The sequence below is a fragment of the Acinetobacter baumannii genome (assembly GCF_009759685.1).
GTDB classification, from domain to species: domain Bacteria; phylum Pseudomonadota; class Gammaproteobacteria; order Pseudomonadales; family Moraxellaceae; genus Acinetobacter; species Acinetobacter baumannii.
This window is the reverse complement of record NZ_CP046654.1, coordinates 667,881-688,340: the sequence shown is the minus strand read 5'-3', so window position 1 is coordinate 688,340 and position 20,460 is coordinate 667,881. Positions and strand designations below refer to the sequence as shown.

19 protein-coding genes are annotated in these 20,460 nt (G+C 39.0%); 11 read left to right on the top strand and 8 right to left on the bottom strand.

The genetic code is table 11. The features are described 5' to 3' along the window. Nucleotides 1–2: 2 nt before the first annotated feature. Nucleotides 3–1,361, bottom strand: coding sequence for a uracil-xanthine permease family protein (locus GO593_RS03195; protein ID WP_000070859.1), 1,359 nt, complete (start codon nt 1,359–1,361; stop codon nt 3–5). A 178-nt stretch (nt 1,362–1,539) separates the two neighbouring features. Between GO593_RS03195 and typA the strand changes: the two genes are divergently transcribed. From typA to GO593_RS03180, 3 genes are all read left to right on the top strand, one after another. Continuing rightward, nucleotides 1,540–3,375 (top strand): translational GTPase TypA, encoded by a 1,836-nt coding sequence (gene typA / locus GO593_RS03190; RefSeq protein ID WP_001280092.1) that lies wholly within the window; start codon nt 1,540–1,542, stop codon nt 3,373–3,375. 255 nt (nt 3,376–3,630) lie between these two features. Next, nucleotides 3,631–4,062 (top strand): large conductance mechanosensitive channel protein MscL, encoded by a 432-nt coding sequence (gene mscL, locus GO593_RS03185; protein WP_000022555.1) that lies wholly within the window; start codon nt 3,631–3,633, stop codon nt 4,060–4,062. A 141-nt stretch (nt 4,063–4,203) separates the two neighbouring features. Then, nucleotides 4,204–4,557 (top strand): gamma-glutamylcyclotransferase family protein, encoded by a 354-nt coding sequence (locus GO593_RS03180; RefSeq protein WP_001984816.1) that lies wholly within the window; start codon nt 4,204–4,206, stop codon nt 4,555–4,557. 10 nt (nt 4,558–4,567) lie between these two features. Here GO593_RS03180 and GO593_RS03175 read toward each other — a convergent pair whose 3' ends face one another. Both GO593_RS03175 and mutM read right to left on the bottom strand, forming a co-directional pair. Further along, a complete protein-coding gene (locus GO593_RS03175; RefSeq protein ID WP_001192454.1) occupies nt 4,568–4,858 on the bottom strand; it encodes a peptidylprolyl isomerase in 291 nt (96 codons plus the stop codon). A gap of 19 nt (nt 4,859–4,877) precedes the next feature. After that, nucleotides 4,878–5,702, bottom strand: coding sequence for a bifunctional DNA-formamidopyrimidine glycosylase/DNA-(apurinic or apyrimidinic site) lyase (gene mutM, locus GO593_RS03170; RefSeq protein ID WP_001114564.1), 825 nt, complete (start codon nt 5,700–5,702; stop codon nt 4,878–4,880). Between the two features lie 75 nt (nt 5,703–5,777). Here mutM and GO593_RS03165 point away from each other — a divergent pair, with 75 nt between their 5' ends. The 4 genes from GO593_RS03165 to GO593_RS03150 all read left to right on the top strand — a co-directional run bounded on the left by GO593_RS03165 (nt 5,778) and on the right by GO593_RS03150 (nt 10,756). Beyond that, on the top strand, nt 5,778–6,344 hold the full coding sequence (locus GO593_RS03165) for a DNA-3-methyladenine glycosylase (protein WP_001280161.1): 567 nt from the start codon (nt 5,778–5,780) through the stop codon (nt 6,342–6,344). A gap of 132 nt (nt 6,345–6,476) precedes the next feature. Then, nucleotides 6,477–8,648 (top strand): TonB-dependent receptor family protein, encoded by a 2,172-nt coding sequence (locus GO593_RS03160; protein WP_000055235.1) that lies wholly within the window; start codon nt 6,477–6,479, stop codon nt 8,646–8,648. Between the two features lie 9 nt (nt 8,649–8,657). Further along, entirely contained in the window at nt 8,658–9,767 is a 1,110-nt protein-coding gene (locus GO593_RS03155; RefSeq protein ID WP_001096150.1) for an NADH:flavin oxidoreductase/NADH oxidase, read from the top strand. Between the two features lie 65 nt (nt 9,768–9,832). Continuing rightward, complete coding sequence (locus tag GO593_RS03150) at nt 9,833–10,756, top strand: AEC family transporter (RefSeq protein WP_000231858.1); 924 nt, start codon at nt 9,833–9,835, stop codon at nt 10,754–10,756. Nucleotides 10,757–10,790: 34 nt separating this feature from the next. Here GO593_RS03150 and GO593_RS03145 read toward each other — a convergent pair whose 3' ends face one another. The 3 genes from GO593_RS03145 to ygfZ all read right to left on the bottom strand — a co-directional run bounded on the left by GO593_RS03145 (nt 10,791) and on the right by ygfZ (nt 13,376). Continuing rightward, nucleotides 10,791–11,615 carry a tetratricopeptide repeat protein gene (locus GO593_RS03145; RefSeq protein ID WP_000734697.1) on the bottom strand — a complete coding sequence of 275 codons (825 nt, stop codon included), beginning with the start codon at nt 11,613–11,615 and terminating at the stop codon, nt 10,791–10,793. A 182-nt stretch (nt 11,616–11,797) separates the two neighbouring features. Continuing rightward, a complete protein-coding gene (locus tag GO593_RS03140; RefSeq protein WP_000850466.1) occupies nt 11,798–12,508 on the bottom strand; it encodes a DsbC family protein in 711 nt (236 codons plus the stop codon). Nucleotides 12,509–12,653: 145 nt separating this feature from the next. Further along, nucleotides 12,654–13,376 carry a CAF17-like 4Fe-4S cluster assembly/insertion protein YgfZ gene (gene ygfZ, locus GO593_RS03135; protein WP_000054208.1) on the bottom strand — a complete coding sequence of 241 codons (723 nt, stop codon included), beginning with the start codon at nt 13,374–13,376 and terminating at the stop codon, nt 12,654–12,656. Nucleotides 13,377–13,592: 216 nt separating this feature from the next. Between ygfZ and GO593_RS03130 the strand changes: the two genes are divergently transcribed. The 4 genes from GO593_RS03130 to GO593_RS03115 all read left to right on the top strand — a co-directional run bounded on the left by GO593_RS03130 (nt 13,593) and on the right by GO593_RS03115 (nt 15,529). After that, entirely contained in the window at nt 13,593–14,042 is a 450-nt protein-coding gene (locus GO593_RS03130; RefSeq protein WP_000190594.1) for an SRPBCC family protein, read from the top strand. A 142-nt stretch (nt 14,043–14,184) separates the two neighbouring features. Beyond that, nucleotides 14,185–14,541 carry a DUF488 domain-containing protein gene (locus GO593_RS03125; RefSeq protein ID WP_001025492.1) on the top strand — a complete coding sequence of 119 codons (357 nt, stop codon included), beginning with the start codon at nt 14,185–14,187 and terminating at the stop codon, nt 14,539–14,541. 90 nt (nt 14,542–14,631) lie between these two features. After that, complete coding sequence (locus GO593_RS03120; protein ID WP_000056785.1) at nt 14,632–14,976, top strand: zinc ribbon domain-containing protein YjdM; 345 nt, start codon at nt 14,632–14,634, stop codon at nt 14,974–14,976. Nucleotides 14,977–15,187: 211 nt separating this feature from the next. Continuing rightward, nucleotides 15,188–15,529 carry a YegP family protein gene (locus GO593_RS03115; RefSeq protein ID WP_000929503.1) on the top strand — a complete coding sequence of 114 codons (342 nt, stop codon included), beginning with the start codon at nt 15,188–15,190 and terminating at the stop codon, nt 15,527–15,529. A gap of 54 nt (nt 15,530–15,583) precedes the next feature. On the opposite strand, the gene GO593_RS03110 is transcribed toward GO593_RS03115, so the two are convergent. Both GO593_RS03110 and GO593_RS03105 read right to left on the bottom strand, forming a co-directional pair. Then, entirely contained in the window at nt 15,584–17,299 is a 1,716-nt protein-coding gene (locus tag GO593_RS03110; RefSeq protein WP_001202762.1) for a proline--tRNA ligase, read from the bottom strand. 58 nt (nt 17,300–17,357) lie between these two features. After that, nucleotides 17,358–20,456 carry an efflux RND transporter permease subunit gene (locus GO593_RS03105; protein ID WP_001984823.1) on the bottom strand — a complete coding sequence of 1,033 codons (3,099 nt, stop codon included), beginning with the start codon at nt 20,454–20,456 and terminating at the stop codon, nt 17,358–17,360. Nucleotides 20,457–20,460: the final 4 nt, after the last annotated feature.

The following is a 20,460-nucleotide window of genomic DNA, read 5'->3' as shown; positions in this document are numbered from 1 at the left end:
GGTTATTTATGTGTTTCTGGGAGTACAACATTTAAAATTAATGCTGCAATACCGCCTGTTGCTACGCCGGAACTAAAAATATTTTTAAATAATTCTGGCAGATGCTCCAAAATTTGTGGCACTTGAGCAACACCCAAACCTAATGCAAGTGAAATTGCAATAATTAAAAGAGCGCGGCGATCTAAATGAATTGATGAAAGAATATTAATACCTGAGGCAGCAACAGCACCGAACATTACCATGACTGCTCCACCTAATACGGCTTGTGGAACAGCTTGTATTACACCAGCTACAGCAGGGAATAGACCTAATAAAATGAGTAAAGCAGCAATCCAGATTCCTACATAACGACTTGCTACGCCAGTTAATTGGATAACACCATTATTTTGGGCAAACACGGAGCTTGGGAAAGTATTGAATAGGCCAGCAAGTAGTGAATTTGCACCATTTACTAACACACCACCCTTAATACGTTGCATCCACTGAGGACCATCTACAGGTTGGTTTGATAGTTTACTGGTTGCCGTTACGTCACCAATTGCTTCTAAAGACGTAACCAAATAAATAAATGCCATTGGAATAAATAAGCCCCATGAGAAGCTTAAGCCAAAATGCATCGGTGTCGGAATTTGAATCACGGGCGCATCTTTTAGACCAGAGAAGTCTAGATATCCCATAAAGCCGGCAAGAATGTAGCCAATCACTAAAGCAATTAAAATAGCTGAACTTTTAATCCAGACAATACGAATACGGTTTAGGACAATAATAATAGCAAGAACCGTACACGACATTATAAGGTTATCAGCACTGGCAAAAGTATGGTCCTGCATGGCTTGATAACCACCGCCCATACTAATCAAACCTTCTTTAATGAGCGTTAGACCAATCAGGAGTACCACAATACCTGTCACAAGGGGAGTAATTAGCTTTTTTACCCATGGGAGAATTTGTGATACGCCCATTTCAATAAATGAACCTGCAATCACAACACCAAAAATAGCAGCCATAACTTGATTGACTGGTGTACCTGCAGCAACCATTGCACTGCCAATACCGATAATCGGGCCAATAAAGTTAAAACTTGTACCTTGAACAATAAGTAAGCCTGCACCAAACGGACCAACTTTTTTACATTGTAAGAAAGTCGCGATTCCTGAAATGACCAAAGACATTGATAAAATCATATTGGTTTCATTTCGTGGAACGCCTAATGCTAAGCAAATTAGAAGTCCGGGAGTAACAATCGGGACAATAATTGCAAGCAAATGTTGAAAGGCTGCCAAAAAAGCCACGAACGGTTTTGGTCGGTCATCTAGCCCATAAACGAGGTCAAGACTGTCTTGTGATGGTTGATTGGACATGGGAGTAAATACGCCGCAATTTCGCAAATTGGCGCTATTCTAATCGAGATACCTATCTTTACAAAACGAAATACAGACTATTGGAAAATTTTTTTGTCAATGTCAATAAACTGTCACTACTCAAGAGTAGTGTTTTTCTGTATAATTTGCCCTCAAATTTTAGGCGTTTCGAATTTTCATGTCAGATATCAAAAATCTCCGTAATATCGCAATTATTGCGCACGTCGACCACGGGAAAACCACACTTGTCGATAAACTACTTCAGCAATCAGGTGCTCTCGGTGACCGAGCAGGCGAGATTGAGCGTGTCATGGACTCGAATGCGCTTGAAAGTGAACGTGGTATTACCATCTTAGCGAAAAACACCGCTATTACTTGGTTAGACAAACGTACAGATACAACTTACCGTATCAACATCGTGGATACCCCGGGACACGCCGACTTCGGTGGTGAAGTAGAACGTGTAATGTCGATGGTTGACTGCGTACTACTTCTTGTTGACTCACAAGAAGGCCCAATGCCACAAACTCGCTTTGTGACTCAAAAAGCCTTTGCCCGTGGTTTAAAACCAATCGTGATTATCAACAAAGTTGACAAGCCAAGTGCGCGTCCAGACTGGGTAATCGATCAAGTATTTGATTTGTTTGATAACCTTGGCGCAACTGATGAGCAACTTGATTTCCCAATCGTTTATGCATCAGGTTTACGTGGTGTAGCGGGTCCTGCTCCTGAAGAGCTTGCAGAAGACATGACTCCGTTGTTCGAAACGATTGTAGACATCGTTGAGCCACCAGCTGTTGATGTTGATGGTCCATTCCAAATGCAGATTTCATCACTTGACTATAACAGCTTCGTAGGTGTTATCGGTGTTGGTCGTATTCAACGTGGTTCTGTAAAACTAAATACTCCTGTTACTGTAATTGACAAAGAAGGCAATACACGTAACGGTCGTATCTTAAAAATCATGGGTTACCATGGTTTAGAGCGTATTGATGTTGATTCTGCATCTGCAGGCGATATCGTATGTATTACTGGTATTGATGCACTTAACATTTCTGACACGATTTGTGATCCGAAAAACGTTGAAGCATTACCACCTTTATCTGTAGATGAACCTACAGTGTCTATGACTTTCCAAGTAAACAACTCTCCGTTTGCTGGTAAAGAAGGTAAATTCGTAACTTCACGTAATATTCGTGAGCGTCTTGATCGCGAATTAATTCACAACGTAGCTTTACGTGTTGAAGATACTGACAGTCCAGACCGTTTCAAAGTGTCTGGCCGTGGTGAACTTCACCTTTCAGTTTTAATTGAAAACATGCGTCGTGAAGGCTTCGAATTAGGTGTATCACGTCCGCAAGTAATCATTAAAGAAATTGATGGTGAAAAACAAGAACCTTACGAAAACGTAACGTTTGACGTTGAAGAGCAGCACCAAGGCGCTGTAATGGAACAAATGGGTCACCGTAAAGGCGAAATGACCAATATGGAAGTTGACGGTAAGGGTCGTATCCGTATTGAAGCAACTGTTCCTTCACGTGGTTTAATTGGTTTCCGTTCTGAATTCTTAACCATGACCTCTGGTACTGGTATTATGACTTCAAGCTTCTCTCACTATGGTCCTCTTAAACAAGGTACTGTTGCGAAGCGTCAAAACGGTGTGTTGATTTCTATGGTTCAAGGTACATGCTTGGGCTATGCATTATTCAGCTTACAAGACCGCGGTCGTTTATTCGCTAAGCCACAGTTAGAAGTTTACGAAGGTATGATCGTAGGTATTAACTCTCGTTCAGACGATATGGTTGTAAACCCAACTAAAGCGAAACAGTTAACTAACGTTCGTGCGTCTGGTACTGATGATGCTTTAACTTTAACACCTGCAATTGAATTCACGCTTGAACAAGCTCTTGAATTTATTGAAGATGACGAGTTAGTAGAAGTTACTCCAAAATCAATTCGTATCCGTAAGCGTTACTTGACTGAAAATGAACGTAAACGTAACCGTGATAAATAATTTTTCTTAAATGAAAAAGAAAAACCGCTAAATTCGTTTAGCGGTTTTTTATTGCTTACTGGTAAAGCTGAAAGTAAACTTAAAGTCATATTTTTCTTGTAAGCAAATATGTTGTTAAAGTGTGAAATAGCTTTCTTTTTTTGAAAAAAATATTAAATTATCAATATCATGGCGAGTACTATCTAGACGGATAAGAGGCCAGTGAAAAAAGAAAAATATGATGTGTTCCTCCCCCCTACATCTGGAGATGTTTAGATGAGTATTATTCAAGAATTTAAAGAATTTGCCATTAAAGGCAATATGATGGATTTAGCCATTGGTGTAATTATTGGTGGTGCTTTTGGCAAAATCGTAGACTCGTTAGTAAAAGATATCATCATGCCACTTATCACTGTAATTACTGGTGGTGGTGTTGATTTCTCGCAGAAATTTATCGTGTTAGGTGCAAACCCTAATAACTTACAATCTCTAGATGCCTTACAAAAAGCAGGTATCAATGTATTAACTTATGGTAACTTCCTGACCATTTTAATTAACTTCCTGATTTTGGCTTGGGTTGTGTTCTTAATGGTGAAATTATTAAACAAACTTCGCCGTGATAAGAATGAGCCAGAAGCTCCAGCTGCAACTCCAGAAGACATCCAATTATTACGTGAAATTCGTGATGAGTTGAAAAAACAAGCTTAATAAAAAGTATTTAAGTATAAAAAACGGTACCTAGTGTACCGTTTTTTATTACATAGCATTTTATACTGGACTAGAGATATTGATAAACTTGCTAAATCACAGTTAAGTTTAGCTAAGCAGATAGAACAAGGACATAAATTAATGAATCAGCTTTTTGTATATGGAACTTTATGCCCTAATAAAGCAAATGCTCATATTTTAGAGCAGATTGGTGGTAACTGGACAAAAGCGAGTGTACGAGGAGTGATTCATATTTTAGATTGGGGACCAGACAAAGGCTTAAAGGCCTTAGAATTAGATCCAGAAGCAGATTGGGTAGAAGGCTATTTGTTTAGCACAGAAAAGTTAGCAGAAAACTGGCAAATGTTAGATGATTTTGAAGGCTTTCAATACCAACGCGTGACAGCAGATATAAAATTAGAATCGGGTGAGTATGTTAAAGCCTGGACATATCAAATCAATATGCAGGCTAAAGCTCCCCACAATTACAAGTAAAATGCTGAAATCAACGTAAGCCAGTCATTCTGAATTTAACTTCTAAGAGATGATAGCCAAACTGGCTTTTGATTGGACCTTGTAATACACGTTCAGCAGCCGTAAAAACTACTTTGTCAATGACAGGCACCAATTGCCCTTTTTTGACTTCACCAAGTTCACCACCACGTTTTGCCGAATTACAGGTGGAGTATTGCTTGGCAAGTTTGGCAAAGTCAGCACCACTTTGTAGCTTCTTTTTCAGCTGTTCGGCTAAGTCTTTATCTTTGACTAAAATATGTCGGACAATTGCTGTTTGCATGTTGTCTTCCTCCAAAAAATTAAGGCTTTCTCAGCTTTTTAAGTGGTTGGCACTGTGGGCAAAATACGCTGGCACGCTGACCGAGTTTTAAGTTTTCTAATGTGGTTTCACAGTTAACACACATTTCACCGGCACGACCATAAGCGAGTAAAGTCTGTTGAAAATAACCATTTTCACCCATGGCATTGCTGTAGTCTCGTAAAGTCGAGCCGCCTAAATCAATTGCTGACTTTAAAATTCGCTTAATCTCAACAACCAGTTTCTCAATCTGTTGCATGGTTAAATCACCAGCAGGCTGTGCTGGATGAATGCCAACATTAAACAAGCTTTCAGTTGCATAGATATTGCCAACCCCAACCACTACATGATTATCCATGAGTGCAATTTTTATGCCGACAGCTTTATTTTTAAGTTTAGAAGCTAAATATTCTGCATGAAAGTCAGTACTTAAAGGCTCTGGCCCTAAAGTATCGATGAGTTTGCCTTGAGTTTCAGGGTTAAGCCAAAGAATACAGCCAAAACGACGTGGGTCATGGTAACGTAACTGCTGGTCTTCAAATTGAATAATGAGATGATCATGCTTTCTCAGTTCATCGTTTGGTTGACACAGGCGAAAACTACCCGACATTCCTAAATGCCAGAGCATTTGATCTTGTTCAAACTCTGCCAAAATATATTTTGAACGTCGATTTAACCCAATGAGACGTTGTCCAACAAGTTTCTGAACATTATCTGGTATAGGCCAGCGTAAGCTAGGATTGCGTACTTCAACACTTAGAACTTTTTGATTCAATAAGGGAAATAAACTGGTTTTAGTGGTTTCGACTTCGGGTAACTCAGGCATGCCAACTCGCAGAATTAACAGATATACTGGATTAATCAAGTATAACGTGTGGTATGTAATATTTCAGAGAATACTATGTCAGATATTTTACCATTAAGCTGGTTTCAACGAGAAACTTCGGAAGTAGCATATGATTTAATCGGCTGCGTATTATGTAAGCGACAGCCTGATGGACAAGTTATCCGCTGTACAATTAGTGAAACAGAAGCTTATTTGGGCGTCCGCGATAAAGCCTGCCATAGCTACAATGACAAACGTACCGCACGAACAGAGGTGATGTATCGCCATGGTGGTACCATTTATGTCTATTTAATTTATGGCATGTATGAAATGCTCAACATTATTACTCAAACAGAAGGTGTACCTGAAGGAGTGATGATTCGATCAGCATTTTTAAATAGTGCTTCAACTAAAAAAGAATATAAGCTTTTGGCTGGACCCGGCAAACTGACGCGTTATTTAGGCATTGATCGGACTTTAAAAGGCCAGACTTTGGGTGAAGAATCTGGACTATGGATCGAGGCAGCCACTATACAGCCAGAAGTGGTTTTAACGCCACGTATTGGAATTGATTATGCCGAGGAGGCAAAAGACTGGCCTGAACGGTATTGCTGGAAAGATCATCCATCATTAAGTCGATAATTCTCATCTGGTGAACAAATTTATATGGCAAAACGAGCGTTCCAGATTTACAACAATGTAGACCGAATTCTATATCCAGACAAGACACTGCTTTTTGTTATCATAACTACAATATAAATAAAGGAAATAAGCATGTCCTTATTACGCTTAGACCGACTTCATTACTGTATTTTGATGAGTATGGGCTGTATTTCTAGCCCACTTGTTTGGGCCGAAGACTTAAATTCAGACGTTGCCAAATTGCCAACTTTACATGTGGAAGCGACACGTACTGACACCGGTTATTTACAAACACCAGCTTCGGTTTTCCGAATCGAGACACCTCAAGTGGACAGTTCTTCACAAGTAAATTTAACTGAAGTTGTGAAGGGCATACCGAGTTTACAGATTCGTAACCGTGAAAATTATGCGCAAGATCTACAGCTATCTATGCGTGGTTTTGGTGCACGTTCTACGTTTGGTGTCCGTGGTATTCGTCTTTATGTGGATGGTATCCCTGCAACAATGCCAGATGGGCAGGGCCAAACATCTAATATCGACTTAAGCAGTCTAGATCATGTTGAAGTTCTAACAGGACCTTTTTCTTCACTTTATGGAAATTCATCAGGCGGGACTATTTTAACTTCTACTAAAGAAGGGCAAGGGAAAGACTCAATTGAGCTGAGCTATTCGGGTGGTAGCCATGATAAAAGCCGAGCAGGACTTGTGCTGCAAGGTGGGGCAAAAGGGGCGAATGAACCAAGTTATATTATTAGCTCATCATACTTTGATACCGACGGTTACCGCGAACATAGCGGTGCAGAAAAAGTACTAAATAATGCAAAGCTCAGCTGGAATCTTGATGATGGTAGTAAAATCAACTGGGTAACCAACTATGTAAAAATCCACGCCGATGATCCGCAGGGTCTAACGCATGATCAGTGGAATGCAAATCCAAAGCAACAAGTTCCATTTTTAAAGCAATTTAATGTTCGTAAAGATATTGAACAAACCCAAACGGGTATAACGTGGTCTAAACCGATTAATGATAAAAATGAACTTTATGCCATGGCATATTTAGGCAATCGCCAAGTTACTCAATATCAATCTATTCCTAAATCAACACAAGAGGCTAATGATAATCAGGCTGGCGGGGTTATTGATTTTGAACGTAATTATTATGGCGCTGATTTCCGTTGGACGGGTAAAGAGTTACTTCCAAATACCACGCTAAGTGTCGGTGTTGCACTTGATGCAATGGATGAAGATCGTAAAGGTTTTGAAAACTTTAATGCGGATGGTATTTATGGTGTCAAAGGTAAGTTACGCCGTGATGAAGATAATACTTTGTGGAATATCGATCCATATGTACAGGCTTCATGGCAGTTCTTACCTACATGGCGTTTAGATACGGGCGTACGCTATAGTAATGTTCACTATAAGTCGGAAGATAACTATTTAAGTAATGGTGATGATAGTGGTAAGACGGATTACGATAAAGTTTTACCGTCGGTTGCTTTAAGTTGGCAAATTTTACCTGAACTCATGGCCTATGTAAGTTATGCCAAAGGTTTTGAAACACCAACTTTTACTGAAATGGCATATCGACCTGATGGTCAAAGTGGTTTTAATTTTGATTTAACAGCTTCAACAAGTGATACCTATGAAACTGGTTTAAAGTCGCAAAACCAACTAGGTGATTTTACTTTGGCAGTTTTCCAGACTAAAACCAAAGATGACATTGTTTCGGCCGGTAACTCAAATGGTCGATCAACGTTCCGTAATGCAGATAAAACCTTACGTGAGGGCGTAGAATTTGCATGGAATAAAAAGTTATGGCGAGACTTAACAGCGACCGCAAGCTATGCCTATTTAGATGCAACTTTTGATGCAAATGTGCCTGAAAAACTTGATAAAAAAGGTAAAGTTCTCGCTTCAGCAATTTCCTCAGGAAATGCCATTCCGGGTATTGCCAAAAACCAAGTTTATGCCTCTTTGGCATGGCAGCCATCGCACGGTCTATATGGTGGGGTAGATGTACAGTATATGGATAAAGTATACGTGAATGATACCAACAGTGACGCAGCACCGAGCTACAGTGTAACCTCAGCAAATATTGGTTATGCATGGGTGGTTAATGATTGGAAAATAATTAGTTTTGCTCGTGTAGATAATCTTTTCGATAAAAACTATGCGGGATCTGTGATTGTAAATGACAGCACACAAATCAAAGTAAACGGTCAGATGGTACCCGCTAAACGCTACTTCGAACCTGCTGATGGACGTAACTGGAGTGCAGGTTTACGTGTAATTAAACAATTCTAGGAATTAAAAATGGCAAAATTATTCGAAACGGTTAATTTCGATTCACTACAACTGGTCAATAGAATTGTAATTGCCCCAATGTGCCAATATTCGGCAACAGATGAAGGCGAAATTACCTATTGGCATGAACAGCAATGGGCAAATTACGCGTTGTCTGGAGCTGGGCTATGTATTGTGGAAGCTACAGCTGTACAGGCGGAAGGTCGAATTGGTTATGCAGATCTTGGCCTTTGGAATGATCAGCAACGTGACCAGATCAAAACTTTATTGGGAAAAGTTAAAACACTTTCTCCTATGCCATTTGGAATTCAGTTAGCTCATGCTGGACGTAAGGCATCTACTGAAAAGCCTTGGTTGGGTAAAGGCCAAATTGCAAAAGATCAGCCACATGGTTGGCAAACAGTTGCTCCAAGTACAAGTACTTTTTCGGTTCATGATGCAGCGCCACATGCTTTAACCATTGCCGAGATTAAACAAATTCAACAAGACTTTGCAGCTGCGGCCAAACGTGCAGTTGAAGCGGGCTTTGAGTTAATTGAGGTACATGCTGCTCATGGTTACTTGCTACACCAATTCTTATCGCCAATTGCAAATCAACGTACTGATGAATATGGTGGCTCTTTAGAAAACCGTATGCGTATGACGCTAGAGGTTCTTCAGGCAATTAAACTTGCTGTTCCCGAAGGTTATCCGGTAGGGGTACGTTTATCTGCAACAGACTGGATGGATGGCAATGAGCAGTGGGATATTGAGTCTACGGTTGGTTTATCAAAAGCCTTAGAGCAGTTAGGTGCGGCCTATATTCATGTCTCTAGTGGTGGTTTACATGAGCATCAAAATATTACCATTGGAGCCGGTTACCAAGTTCCTTTCGCGGAACAGGTTAAAAAACATGTAGCTATTCCTGTGATTGCTGTAGGTCTTATTACTGACCCACAACAAGCTGAACAAATTTTAGAAAACCAGCAAGCTGATGCCATTGGTCTTGCGCGTGCAATGTTATATGACCCACGTTGGCCATGGCATGCTGCAGCTACATTGGGGGCAAAAGTCAAAATTGCTCCTCAATATTTGCGTTGCCAACCACATGGCTTAAAACAGCTTTTTGATTCTTTTTAGTTTTTAATATTCGGGCAAACTAAGATTTGCCCGTTTTTCTTTTGAAATGAGTGAGGAAGTAGTCTGTGGTTTTTCAGGTAATTCTACCAATTTTGATTTTGTTATTAATGGGGTACTGTAGTGTCCTCATTAAACTGGTAACACCTGAACAAATTAAGGCTCTGAGTGCATTTGTTATTAAAATTTCTTTACCTGCTTTTTTAATCCAATCTTTAGCCAATAAGAACTTACAAGATATTTGGCACCCAGCTTATTTTATTGCTTATGGTGGCGGCTCTTTAATCTTGTTTTTTTTGGCTTTTATCTTTTACCGCAAGTATTTTAAAAATAGCCTAACACATAGTGCAGTCATATCGATGGGCGCTTCTATGTCAAATACAGGTTTTATGGGTACAGCGATTCTAACCATGCTAATGGGGAGTCATGCTGCAATCTATATATCTTTAACCTTAATTATCGAAAATTTATTAATAGTTGCTTTAATGCTTATTTTGGCAGAAGCGGGTTTGCATCAACAGCAACGGCTTTTGCCTTTACTGAAAAAAACATTCATTAATTTACTTAAAAATCCTGTAATTATTGCAATTTTAGTTGGGATGAGCTGCATTTTGCTAGATATTCATCTGCCTTCAAAACTTGGTCAAGCCTTAGAACTTTTAGGAAGAACAGCTTCGCCTCTAGCATTATTTGCTATTGGTGGCAGCTTGGTTGGTATTGGTATTACCGCCGTGAATTTCCAAAGTATATTGTTGGCTGGATTTAATGTCATCCTTATGCCTGTTGTGATTTTTGGGCTGTTCCTTTTATTGCCAAACGTGAGCCAAGAGATGTTATATGCTGGCACTTTACTTGCTGCGCTGCCAATGCCGATCGCTTTTGGTATTTTTGGGCAAGCCTACGGTTTAAATGAAAGAGCATTAACCCCCTTAATGATTAGTACCATTATTGGCTTTATGGGGGTGAGTGGGCTTATTGCTTTGTGGTGGTAAAAGAAAAGCCCCATGTGGGGCTATTGTCTCTTTATTATTTTTTAGGAGCTGGCTGCGTAGGAGCGGCGGCAGCTTGTTTATTCTTCTCAGCAATAATTTTTTCGACCGAAGCTAAAGATTCTCTAGCATTAGGAACATTTTGCTTGGCAAGCTCAGTAAAGATCTGTTTTGCTTGAGGCAGGTTCTGAGGAATGATATTGCCATTCGCCATCATGGTTGCTAAAGCCATAGATGCAGGCGCATAACCCTTTTGGGCAATTGTTTGTAAAGCTTCAATGCCTTGGCGTTTCATTAAAGGATTTTTATTTTCAACCCCTTGGCTAATATCATAAAGCGCTTTGACTTGAATAGCAGGGTAGTTTCCTTTTCTAATCAAAGGCGCTAGCTTTTGTAAAGCAATTTGGTGAGATTGAGGTTTTTTCTGCGCAAATAAAATGGTCGCTATTTTGACAGTTGCATCATCAGAACCTTGAGCTGCTGCTTTTTGAATATATTGACTGAATTTGTTGCTATCTTTGGCAACACCTAATTCACCAGTCTCATAAATTTGTGCAAGCGTGTAACTCGCTTGAGCATAACCTTTATTTGAGGCATCTTCATAATATTTCAGAGCTTTGGCATTATCTTTGGCAGTGCCTTGGCCCATTTGTGTCATATAGCCTAAGTTATAGATGGCTTGAGCATTTCCTGTTTGTGCAAGACGTTGGACTTCTTGAAAAGCAGCAGGATAATTTTTTGCTGCGTATAGCTGCTCAGCCTGTTTAAATACATCGTTTTTAGCTGCAGATGTCGTAGTGTCTGCTGCAAATATTGATGAACTTGAAATGGCAATTAGACTGGCGATAAGTAATTTCTTCATTTCTTTTTAACCTTTTACTTTGTAGCTACATCATTCCATCGATGTATTAGCTCAATTCAATTTCTCATCATAAATATTGATGGCCGAAAGTAAACAGCCGATTTGTATATAAAACGATGTCTATAAAGCAAACTGTGGAGAAAAATAATACGCCACTCTACTTAAGAGAGGGGCGTATTGGATTATTTTACTGACTGTAATAATGCTTCAATCTGTTTTGCATCACTTGGTACGCCAGAGATTCTTTGACCATCTTGTAAGAACAGAGTTGGTGTGCCATCTATATTTAATTTCTGGCCTAAAGCAATATTTTTCTGAACTGGACTTGTACAGCTTTTGCCAGCCGCTGGCAATTTACGGTTAAGCATATAATTTGTCCAAGCTTCTGAAGAGTTTTTAGAGCACCAGATTTGATTAGAAACCTTTTCAGCATTTGGATGTAAGCTGGTCAGCGGATATAAGAATACATATACCGTTACGTTATCCACCCCAACCATATTTTGTTCTAGACGCTGACAGTAAGGGCAATCAGGGTCACTGAAAATATAAAGAGTACGCTCTCCTTTACCTTTGACGTATTTAATTGCCTGATTTAATGGGAGACTTTTAACATCAATTTTACCCAGTTCGGCAATTCGCTCTTCTGTCATATTTTTTTGTTGTTTGATATCAACTAAATTGCCTACAAAAAAGTATTTTGCATCTTGATTGGTATAAACAATACGACCACTTGTATAGACTTCATAAATTCCAGCGACAGGTGACTGATAGACACCTTTTACAGGGAGGTCTGGATAATTTGTCTTCAGATTTTGTTCAAGTGTTTTAACATCAGCATGAGCAGAACCGAAAAAAGCCAAACTCAATATGAGTGTAGCAAGTTTAGTTTTCATATTTTTTCTCTTAGATTACAACATGGATTATGATGGCATAGAAAACTTAAAAAATTGATGCCCTAATTTAATGAATTCATTAGAATTTTGTATCTACAGAAAAGCCCGTAGATTTATCCACGGGCTTTTAATTTATTAAATATAATTATTGTGGTCTAGCAACATCACCACTTAAAGCTTCTGGTAAATCTAAAACTTGAAGACCTAATTCTTGAAGGGCGGCGGGTTTCGCAACAACTAAGGCAATATAACCGTCAGTAGTTTGGGTACTATTAACCACTTCTACGTCATTGTGCAGTTGAGTTGCTGGAGCAGGTGCATCACCTGTACCTTGAACTAAATGCAACCAGTGTTTTGGTTTTGCTTTAAACCAAAGGCGCGCCACAATTTCTTGACCTAAGTAACAGCCTTTATCGTAATTGACGCCTTCGCGTTGATGTAAACGTAATTCTTGTGGCTGAAACTCATGTTCAGTCGCTTGAGCAATCCATGCTTGACCTGTCATGATGGCTTGTTTTTGCCATTCGGAAATATCAGTTTCTGTAGAGCTGAACTCAGTATGGCCATTCACAACTTTTGGGAATACAGCACCTTGTTCACTTAAGGTCATTTTTGAAAAAGCACCATATTTTTTAATGTGCTTCGCGAATTCTTCAGCTTGATCTTGAGTGACAATAATGTCAAAACTTTCTGCATTATTCTTTTTTAGCCACAAGCCAAAATGGATGCGGCCCTTAAGATCACAAATGGCTGTATAGCGTGTTTCATTTTCAGCTAAACGTTCAGTATCTACAGTCACTTGGCCTTGTAAAAACTTTTGTGCATCTACACCGTTTAATGCATATGAGGAGAAAGCGAGCAGACTCATGATTAATCTCAAATTCAATATGTTTCTTTATGATTGCTGACTATTTTGCTCCATTTTTACTAAAAAATCAGCCATAGTTTTCGTAATTTACTTTTGTATAAAACAATAGGTTTAGGTCAAAAAAACACCAAAAATATACGTTAAAAGAAATTCTACGGTTTAAGCTATTCAACATAATTTTTATAACTTAAATGGACTTAAAATAAGGAGAAGACAATGGCAACAGGTACAGTAAAATTACATCGAGTGTTTAAGGCACCAGCTGAACGAGTTTATCGTGCTTTTCTTGACCCAGATGCTTTAGTTAAATGGATGGCACCTCACGGTTTTACCGCAAAGGTTCATAGTTTTGATGCAAAAGTAGGGGGCTCATACAAAATGAGCTTTACCAATTTCTCAACTGGGTCAACGCATTCATTTGGAGGTACTTATGTTGAGCTCGTTCCCAATGAATTAATTCGTTATAACGACCAATTTGACGACGCAAATTTACCAGGCACGATGCAGGTCACCATTACATTAAAAACAGTATTGGTCGGCACAGAAATACACATTACCCAAGAAGGAATACCTGAAGTTATTCCTGTGGAAGCATGCTATTTAGGCTGGCAAGAGTCTTTATCTTTATTGAAGTTGTTAGTAGAAGCCGACATTCCAGATCAATAATTGTCTTTTTAAATTGAGATTTAAATAAAAAGTGAGTAGAAAAACTACTCATTTTTTTATTTTTAAACACTATCAAAAATGAACAAAATATTGAATGATCATATGAAGCTCAATGAGTTAAGCCTTCTTGTGAGATAAAGATATGAACATACAAATTAAAAGAATTTATGAGGATGTAAGCGGTGATGATGGAAAGCGAATTTTGGTTGACCGACTATGGAGTCGAGGGATTAGCAAAGAAAATGCTCATTTAGATTTATGGTTAAAAGAAATAGCTCCTTCAACTGAACTTCGTAAGTGGTTTCATGCAGAGTCCGCAGAACATTGGGTTGAGTTCAAACAACGTTATTTAAAAGAACTAGAAACCAACCCCGCAGTTAAAGAGTTATTAGAAATCGTTTCACATCATAAAGTCACACTTTTATATTCGGCTAAAGATGTGGAACATAACCATGCGATTATTTTAAAAGAATATTTATTAGAAAAGAGCAAAAGTTAAATATATAAATTTTTTTTTGGTAAAAGTCTTTTATTTAAAACTTTAAAAAATGAGTCATATCTCGCATAATATACTTTTTGAGATTTTTTTATGTCTTTGCCAAACTGTCCAAAATGCCAATCAGAATATACATATCAAGACGGCGATTTATTAATTTGTCCAGAATGCTCACACGAGTGGAAAGAAGGGGAAGCTTTAGTAACTGAAGAGCAAGAAGTTATTAAAGACGCTAATGGAAACGTTTTGGCGGATGGCGATAGCGTTACTGTAATTAAAGATTTAAAAATTAAAGGTTCTTCTTCAGTTGTTAAAGTCGGAACAAAAGTAAAAAGTATTCGTTTAGTTCCAGACGCAAGTGATGGTCACAATATTGACTGTAAAATTGATGGTATTGGTCAGATGAAGTTAAAATCTGAATTTGTAAAAAAAGCTTAATTTGTTAATTTTAATTACATTTTGGTAGAGATTGCAGGCGTGATCTCTACCTTTTTACATTTCAACATCCTTATAATTTTATTACGATAATGTATAAAAAGTAGACTATCCAAAGCTTAAGAGCTCATTTATATTGTCATTAAGAAGAATTAACTTTCGTCCAGAATAATAACGAAAGTCATACCCACACCAACAAAAAAACGAGGTTCATATGGCAGGATGGTACGAAATTACACAAGCGAATGATGGACAATATCGCTTTGTACTTAAGGCTGGTAATGGCGAAATTATTTTAAATAGTGAGCTATATAAAGCGAAAGCATCAGCAGTCAATGGTATTGAGTCAGTTCAAAAAAATAGTAGTGACGATGCGCGATATGATCGTTTAACTGCAAAAAATGGGAAACCTTACTTCAATTTAAAAGCTGCAAATCATCAAATTATTGGTTCGAGCCAGTTTTATGCCAGTGAAGCTTCACGCGATAAAGGCATTGAATCGGTTAAAAACAATGGATCTTCCACAACCATTAAAGACTTAACAGTTCAGGTGTAAAATTAAATTAAAAAAAGCAGCTTCTAAAAGCTGCTTTTTTTATTTATGTATTTATTAACGCGCTAATTTAGCTAAGAGTTCTTCTTTAGTTAAATTGCTCGCTTCAGCATCACGGCGACCTTTATATTCAAAAGTACCCGCATCAAGACCTTTTTCACCAATCACAATACGGTGTGGAATACCCATTAATTCAAGGTCAGAGAATTTAACGCCTGGACGTTCGTTACGGTCATCAAGTAATAAGTCAAAGCCTTGGGCTTGAAGTTCTGCATAAAGCGCTTCTGCTGCTTCAAGAGTACGTGGTGATTTGTGTGCATTCATTGGAACAATTGCGATTTCAAAAGGAGCAATCGCTTGAGGCCAAATAATCCCTTTGTCATCGTAGTTTTGTTCAATTGCAGCTGCAACTACGCGTGTCACACCAATACCATAACAGCCCATTGTTACTGTAAATGGTTTGCCATCTTCACCGAGAACTTTACATCCTAAAGCTTCAGAGTATTTAGTACCAAGTTGGAAAATATGGCCCACTTCAATACCGCGTTTAATTTGTAGTGTACCTTTACCATCTGGAGATGGGTCACCTTCAACCACATTACGCAAATCGAAAACTTCAGTAATCTGTGCATCACGTTCCCAGTTTACGCCTACAGCATGTTTGTCTGCCTCATTTGCACCAGCAACGAAGTCAGAAAGAACAGATGCAGCACGGTCAACAATTACAGTGATGCCTTTTTCAACTAAACCTTGTGGACCAGTGAAGCCAGCAGTTAAGCCAAATGCTTGAAGTTGTTCTTCTGTGGCAAACGCGAGAGGAGCGGCCACTAAAGGATGCTTCTCGGCTTTAATTTCATTAAGTTCGTGGTCACCACGTAAGAATAGGGCAACGACAGGTACATTGCCTTTCTCATCAGCAACGCCTTGAACCAATAAGGCTTTTACAGATTGTTTAGGGTCAGCATTTAAGAACTGGCAAACATCAGCAATTGTTTTTTGATTTGGTGTTTCAACCAATTTAAATTCTTGTGTAGGCGCTGCACGCTCACCCACTAAAACAGCTTCAGCCATTTCAACGTTTGCTGCATAATCAGACTCAGTTGAAAATGCAATGTCATCTTCACCGCTTGCAGCTAATACGTGGAATTCATGTGAAGCTGAACCACCAATTGAACCTGTATCTGCTTGTACTGGGCGGAAATCTAAACCTAAACGAGTGAAAATACGGCTATAGGTGTCATACATCACATCATAAGTTTCTTGTAATGATTCTTGAGTTGCATGGAAAGAATAAGCATCTTTCATGATGAACTCGCGTGAACGCATTACACCAAAACGAGGGCGGATCTCATCACGGAATTTGGTTTGAATTTGATAGAAATTTACAGGAAGCTGTTTATAACTTTTTAGCTCGTTACGTGCTAAATCGGTAATCACTTCTTCATGTGTAGGACCAAGCACAAACGGATTGTCGTGACGATCTTTGAAACGTAATAATTCAGGACCATATTGTTCATAACGACCCGATTCTTCCCACAAGCTTGCGGGTTGAGTTACGGGCATGAACACTTCCATAGCACCTGAACGGTTCATTTCTTCACGAACAATGGCATCAACTTTTTTAAGCACACGTGTTCCCATCGGCAGCCATGTATATAAACCAGATGCCAATTTACGAATCATCCCCGCACGTAACATGAGCTGATGTGAAATCACTTCAGCATCGTTTGGGGTTTCTCTCAACGTTGCAAATAAAAAGCGGCTTGCGCGCATGGAAAAAGTCCTAAAAGTTAAGCGTTATAAAAACGCGGATTATACGATAGTCGCTGCATTATGACATGAATCGTCGGGTTTGACGCAGCATAAAGTTTTTCAAGTCATCCAGATAAGTGAAAATGACGGGGACAACCACAAGAGTCAATAAGGTAGAGGTAATGACACCCCCAATTACAGCATGAGCCATTGGTGCACTTTGTTCACCACCTTCACCTAAACCTAGAGCTAATGGAACCATACCCATCACCATCGCACTTGTTGTCATCAAGATTGGGCGTAAACGGGTTTTGCCTGCTTGTAAAATAGCATCATAACGACTTATCCCATCTTCCATCGCTTTTTTAATAAAGTCGATAAGCAAAATCGCGTTTTTGGTTACCAGCCCCATCAGCATAATAATGCCAATAATTGAAAATAGATTTAGGGTACTCCTAAATAAGAATAAGGCCAGGAAGACACCAATCAGGGACAATGGTAAAGATGCCATAATCGCAGCAGGGTGAATAAAACTATTAAACTGAGAACCCAACACAATATAAATAAATACAATCGAAAGGGTAATTGCCGTTAACGCATAACCCGCAGATTCAGCCATATCGGCATTTGCCCCTTGAGTATCAAAGGTATAACCAGCTGGCAATTTGAATGCTTTTTGCATTTTATCGATATCTTGACCGATATCCCCACTTGGACGTCCTGAAGTGTTTGCTTCAATTAAAACTTCACGTTCAAGGTCACGTCGGTTAATTTGCGAAGCTCCAAGTTTTTCTTGGGTTGTGGCTACGGCGCTTAATGGAACTAAAATATTTTGCCCATTTGCATTGGTTTTATTCGAGTTGAGATATAGGTTCTGAACATCTTGGGGAAGCACACGTTTATTTTCATTTAAACGGATATTCACATCATAAGTTTCGCCGTCACGATCTTCCCATGTTGTGACATTGTCACCTGCAATGAGTGGTCGAATCGCATTCGCAATTTGAGAAACAGATAAATCTAAATCACTGGCCAGTACACGGTTAATATGTACACCTAAAGTCGGTTTAGGTTCTTTTAAAGAGCTTTCTAAATCGACCACACCATCAATTTTTTCCATTTCAGCCATGAAACGATCCGAGATTTTTTGTAGTTCATTTAGATCAGATCCTTTAATAGAAATCATGATTGGCTTTTGACCACCAGACACTGAGTCTTGAGCAGCAGCGACTGAAGTCACTCGGATGCCAGCTACACTTTGTAAACGATCACGGAATTCATTGTTGAGTGTTGTCAGGTCTGCACTACGTTCTTGTTTTGGTTTTAGGGTGACTCCTAAACCTGCATGGTTTTTACCGGAGTCGACTTCACTGTTAACCACTCCATAAGTAGAAACGACATCAGGGAATTGCCTAATAATCTGATCAACCTGATGTAATTTTGCTTGGGTATATTCTAAAGAAGAATCAACAGGGGTTTCGAACTGAATACGAATTTCACCTTTATCTGGTGTAGGTACAAATTCGGTTCCGATCATTTTTGATAAGCCTAATGCCACAACCAATGAAACAATTGCAATAATGACTGTGATGAAACGAAAGCGTAAGGCAAGCTTTAAAAGCTTTTCATAGATGTGCGTTAGGCCATCTAATAGATTAGAAATATAGTTAAAGAAACGTTGCAGTCGACTTTCTTTTTTCTTTATAGGATCTTTCCAGTGTGCGGAAAGCATTGGGTCGAGTGTAAAGCTGATGAACATGGAAATAAGAACAGCCGTACTTACAGTTACCCCAAATTGATAGAAGAAACGCCCAATTAAGCCTCCCATAAAGGCAACTGGTAAAAATACCGCCACAATGGTGAGTGTGGTTGCAAGTACTGCTAACCCAATTTCTTTAGTACCATCTAAAGCCGCAGTGACATGATCTTTGCCGAGCTCTGTATGTCTGACAATGTTTTCCCGAACCACAATCGCATCATCAATTAATAGACCAATACTCAGTGACAGGGCCAACAGTGTCATCATGTTAATGCTAAACCCAAACGCCCAGATGAATGTTAATGTGCCAAGTAGGGTAATCGGTAAGGTTAAACCTGTAATAACAGTAGATCGGAAGGAACCCAAAAAGAGTAAAACAATTAAAACCGCTAAGACCGCTCCTTCAATAATGGTGCGAACAACGTCTTTAATTGAAGCACGAATACCTTTAGAGCTGTCGGCGACAACTTTATAATTCAAACCCGCAGGCATTTGAGCTTTTAGCTTCTCTAAGGTCTGATAGGTCTTGTCAACAACCTGAATTACATTAGCATCGGAACTTTTTAAAATATCGACAGAAACCGCTGTTCTTCCATTATAAAAAGCACTTGATTGCAGTTCTGCTTGAGTATCTTCAACGGTTGCTACTTGTTTTAGAAAAATAGGGGAACCATTTTTATTAGCAATAACTAAATCACCAAATCCAAGAGGATGGATGACTTTTGATTGAATCTGAACAACCAGTTCAGAATTCTTTTGTTGTAAGGTTCCTGCAGGTACTTCTATATTTTCATTTTTTAGGGTGTTAATGACCTGATCAATACCAATACCATAGCTTTGTAATTGTTCAGGATGAACCTTAATCCGAATTTGACGTTTAGCATCACCTAGTAAATTGACATTACCCACACCAGAAACAGTTTTAAGCTGAGGCACAATTTTTTTGTCTACATAGGAGCTTAATTGAGCCAAGCTCATGCTGTTCGATTCAAACACGACTGACATAATGGGGCTAGATGATGGATCGTAGCGTTGTACAATCGGCGTATCTATTTCATCGCGGAATTGGGCAATAACTGGAGCAATTTTGTCGCGAACATCTTGTGCTGCAATTGCCGAAGACGTATCAAGATTAAACTCTGCAATCACCATCGAAAGCCCTTCACTTGAGCGTGAAGTAATTTGTTTAATACCCGAAATGGTATTGATTTGATCTTCGAGTTTTTTGGTAATGTCCGATTCAACTGCTTCAGGTGAAGCACCCGCATATTGCGTAGTGACAACTACGAATGGGAAATCAATATTTGGAAACTCTTCAACGGTCATACGTTTCCAAGATGCTAACCCGAGTACCATTAGACTGAGCATCATCATGATGGTAAAAACGGGGTACTTCACACTAATTCGGGTAAACCACATAAGC

Bases quoted from the DNA above. Each gene is read 5' to 3' on its own strand.
- GO593_RS03145 (WP_000734697.1), bottom strand. From the start codon at position 11,615: ATGAAGAAATTACTTATCGCCAGTCTAATTGCCATTTCAAGTTCATCA.
- GO593_RS03110 (WP_001202762.1), bottom strand. From the start codon at position 17,299: ATGCGCGCAAGCCGCTTTTTATTTGCAACGTTGAGAGAAACCCCAAAC.
- GO593_RS03105 (WP_001984823.1), bottom strand. From the start codon at position 20,456: ATGTGGTTTACCCGAATTAGTGTGAAGTACCCCGTTTTTACCATCATG.
- GO593_RS03175 (WP_001192454.1), bottom strand. From the start codon at position 4,858: ATGCAAACAGCAATTGTCCGACATATTTTAGTCAAAGATAAAGACTTA.
- mutM (WP_001114564.1), bottom strand. From the start codon at position 5,702: ATGCCTGAGTTACCCGAAGTCGAAACCACTAAAACCAGTTTATTTCCC.
- GO593_RS03115 (WP_000929503.1), top strand. From the start codon at position 15,188: ATGGCAGGATGGTACGAAATTACACAAGCGAATGATGGACAATATCGC.
- GO593_RS03125 (WP_001025492.1), top strand. From the start codon at position 14,185: ATGAACATACAAATTAAAAGAATTTATGAGGATGTAAGCGGTGATGAT.
- GO593_RS03165 (WP_001280161.1), top strand. From the start codon at position 5,778: ATGTCAGATATTTTACCATTAAGCTGGTTTCAACGAGAAACTTCGGAA.
- GO593_RS03160 (WP_000055235.1), top strand. From the start codon at position 6,477: ATGTCCTTATTACGCTTAGACCGACTTCATTACTGTATTTTGATGAGT.
- GO593_RS03120 (WP_000056785.1), top strand. From the start codon at position 14,632: ATGTCTTTGCCAAACTGTCCAAAATGCCAATCAGAATATACATATCAA.
- GO593_RS03180 (WP_001984816.1), top strand. From the start codon at position 4,204: ATGAATCAGCTTTTTGTATATGGAACTTTATGCCCTAATAAAGCAAAT.
- typA (WP_001280092.1), top strand. From the start codon at position 1,540: ATGTCAGATATCAAAAATCTCCGTAATATCGCAATTATTGCGCACGTC.
- GO593_RS03195 (WP_000070859.1), bottom strand. From the start codon at position 1,361: ATGTCCAATCAACCATCACAAGACAGTCTTGACCTCGTTTATGGGCTA.
- GO593_RS03140 (WP_000850466.1), bottom strand. From the start codon at position 12,508: ATGAAAACTAAACTTGCTACACTCATATTGAGTTTGGCTTTTTTCGGT.
- GO593_RS03155 (WP_001096150.1), top strand. From the start codon at position 8,658: ATGGCAAAATTATTCGAAACGGTTAATTTCGATTCACTACAACTGGTC.
- ygfZ (WP_000054208.1), bottom strand. From the start codon at position 13,376: ATGAGTCTGCTCGCTTTCTCCTCATATGCATTAAACGGTGTAGATGCA.
- GO593_RS03130 (WP_000190594.1), top strand. From the start codon at position 13,593: ATGGCAACAGGTACAGTAAAATTACATCGAGTGTTTAAGGCACCAGCT.
- mscL (WP_000022555.1), top strand. From the start codon at position 3,631: ATGAGTATTATTCAAGAATTTAAAGAATTTGCCATTAAAGGCAATATG.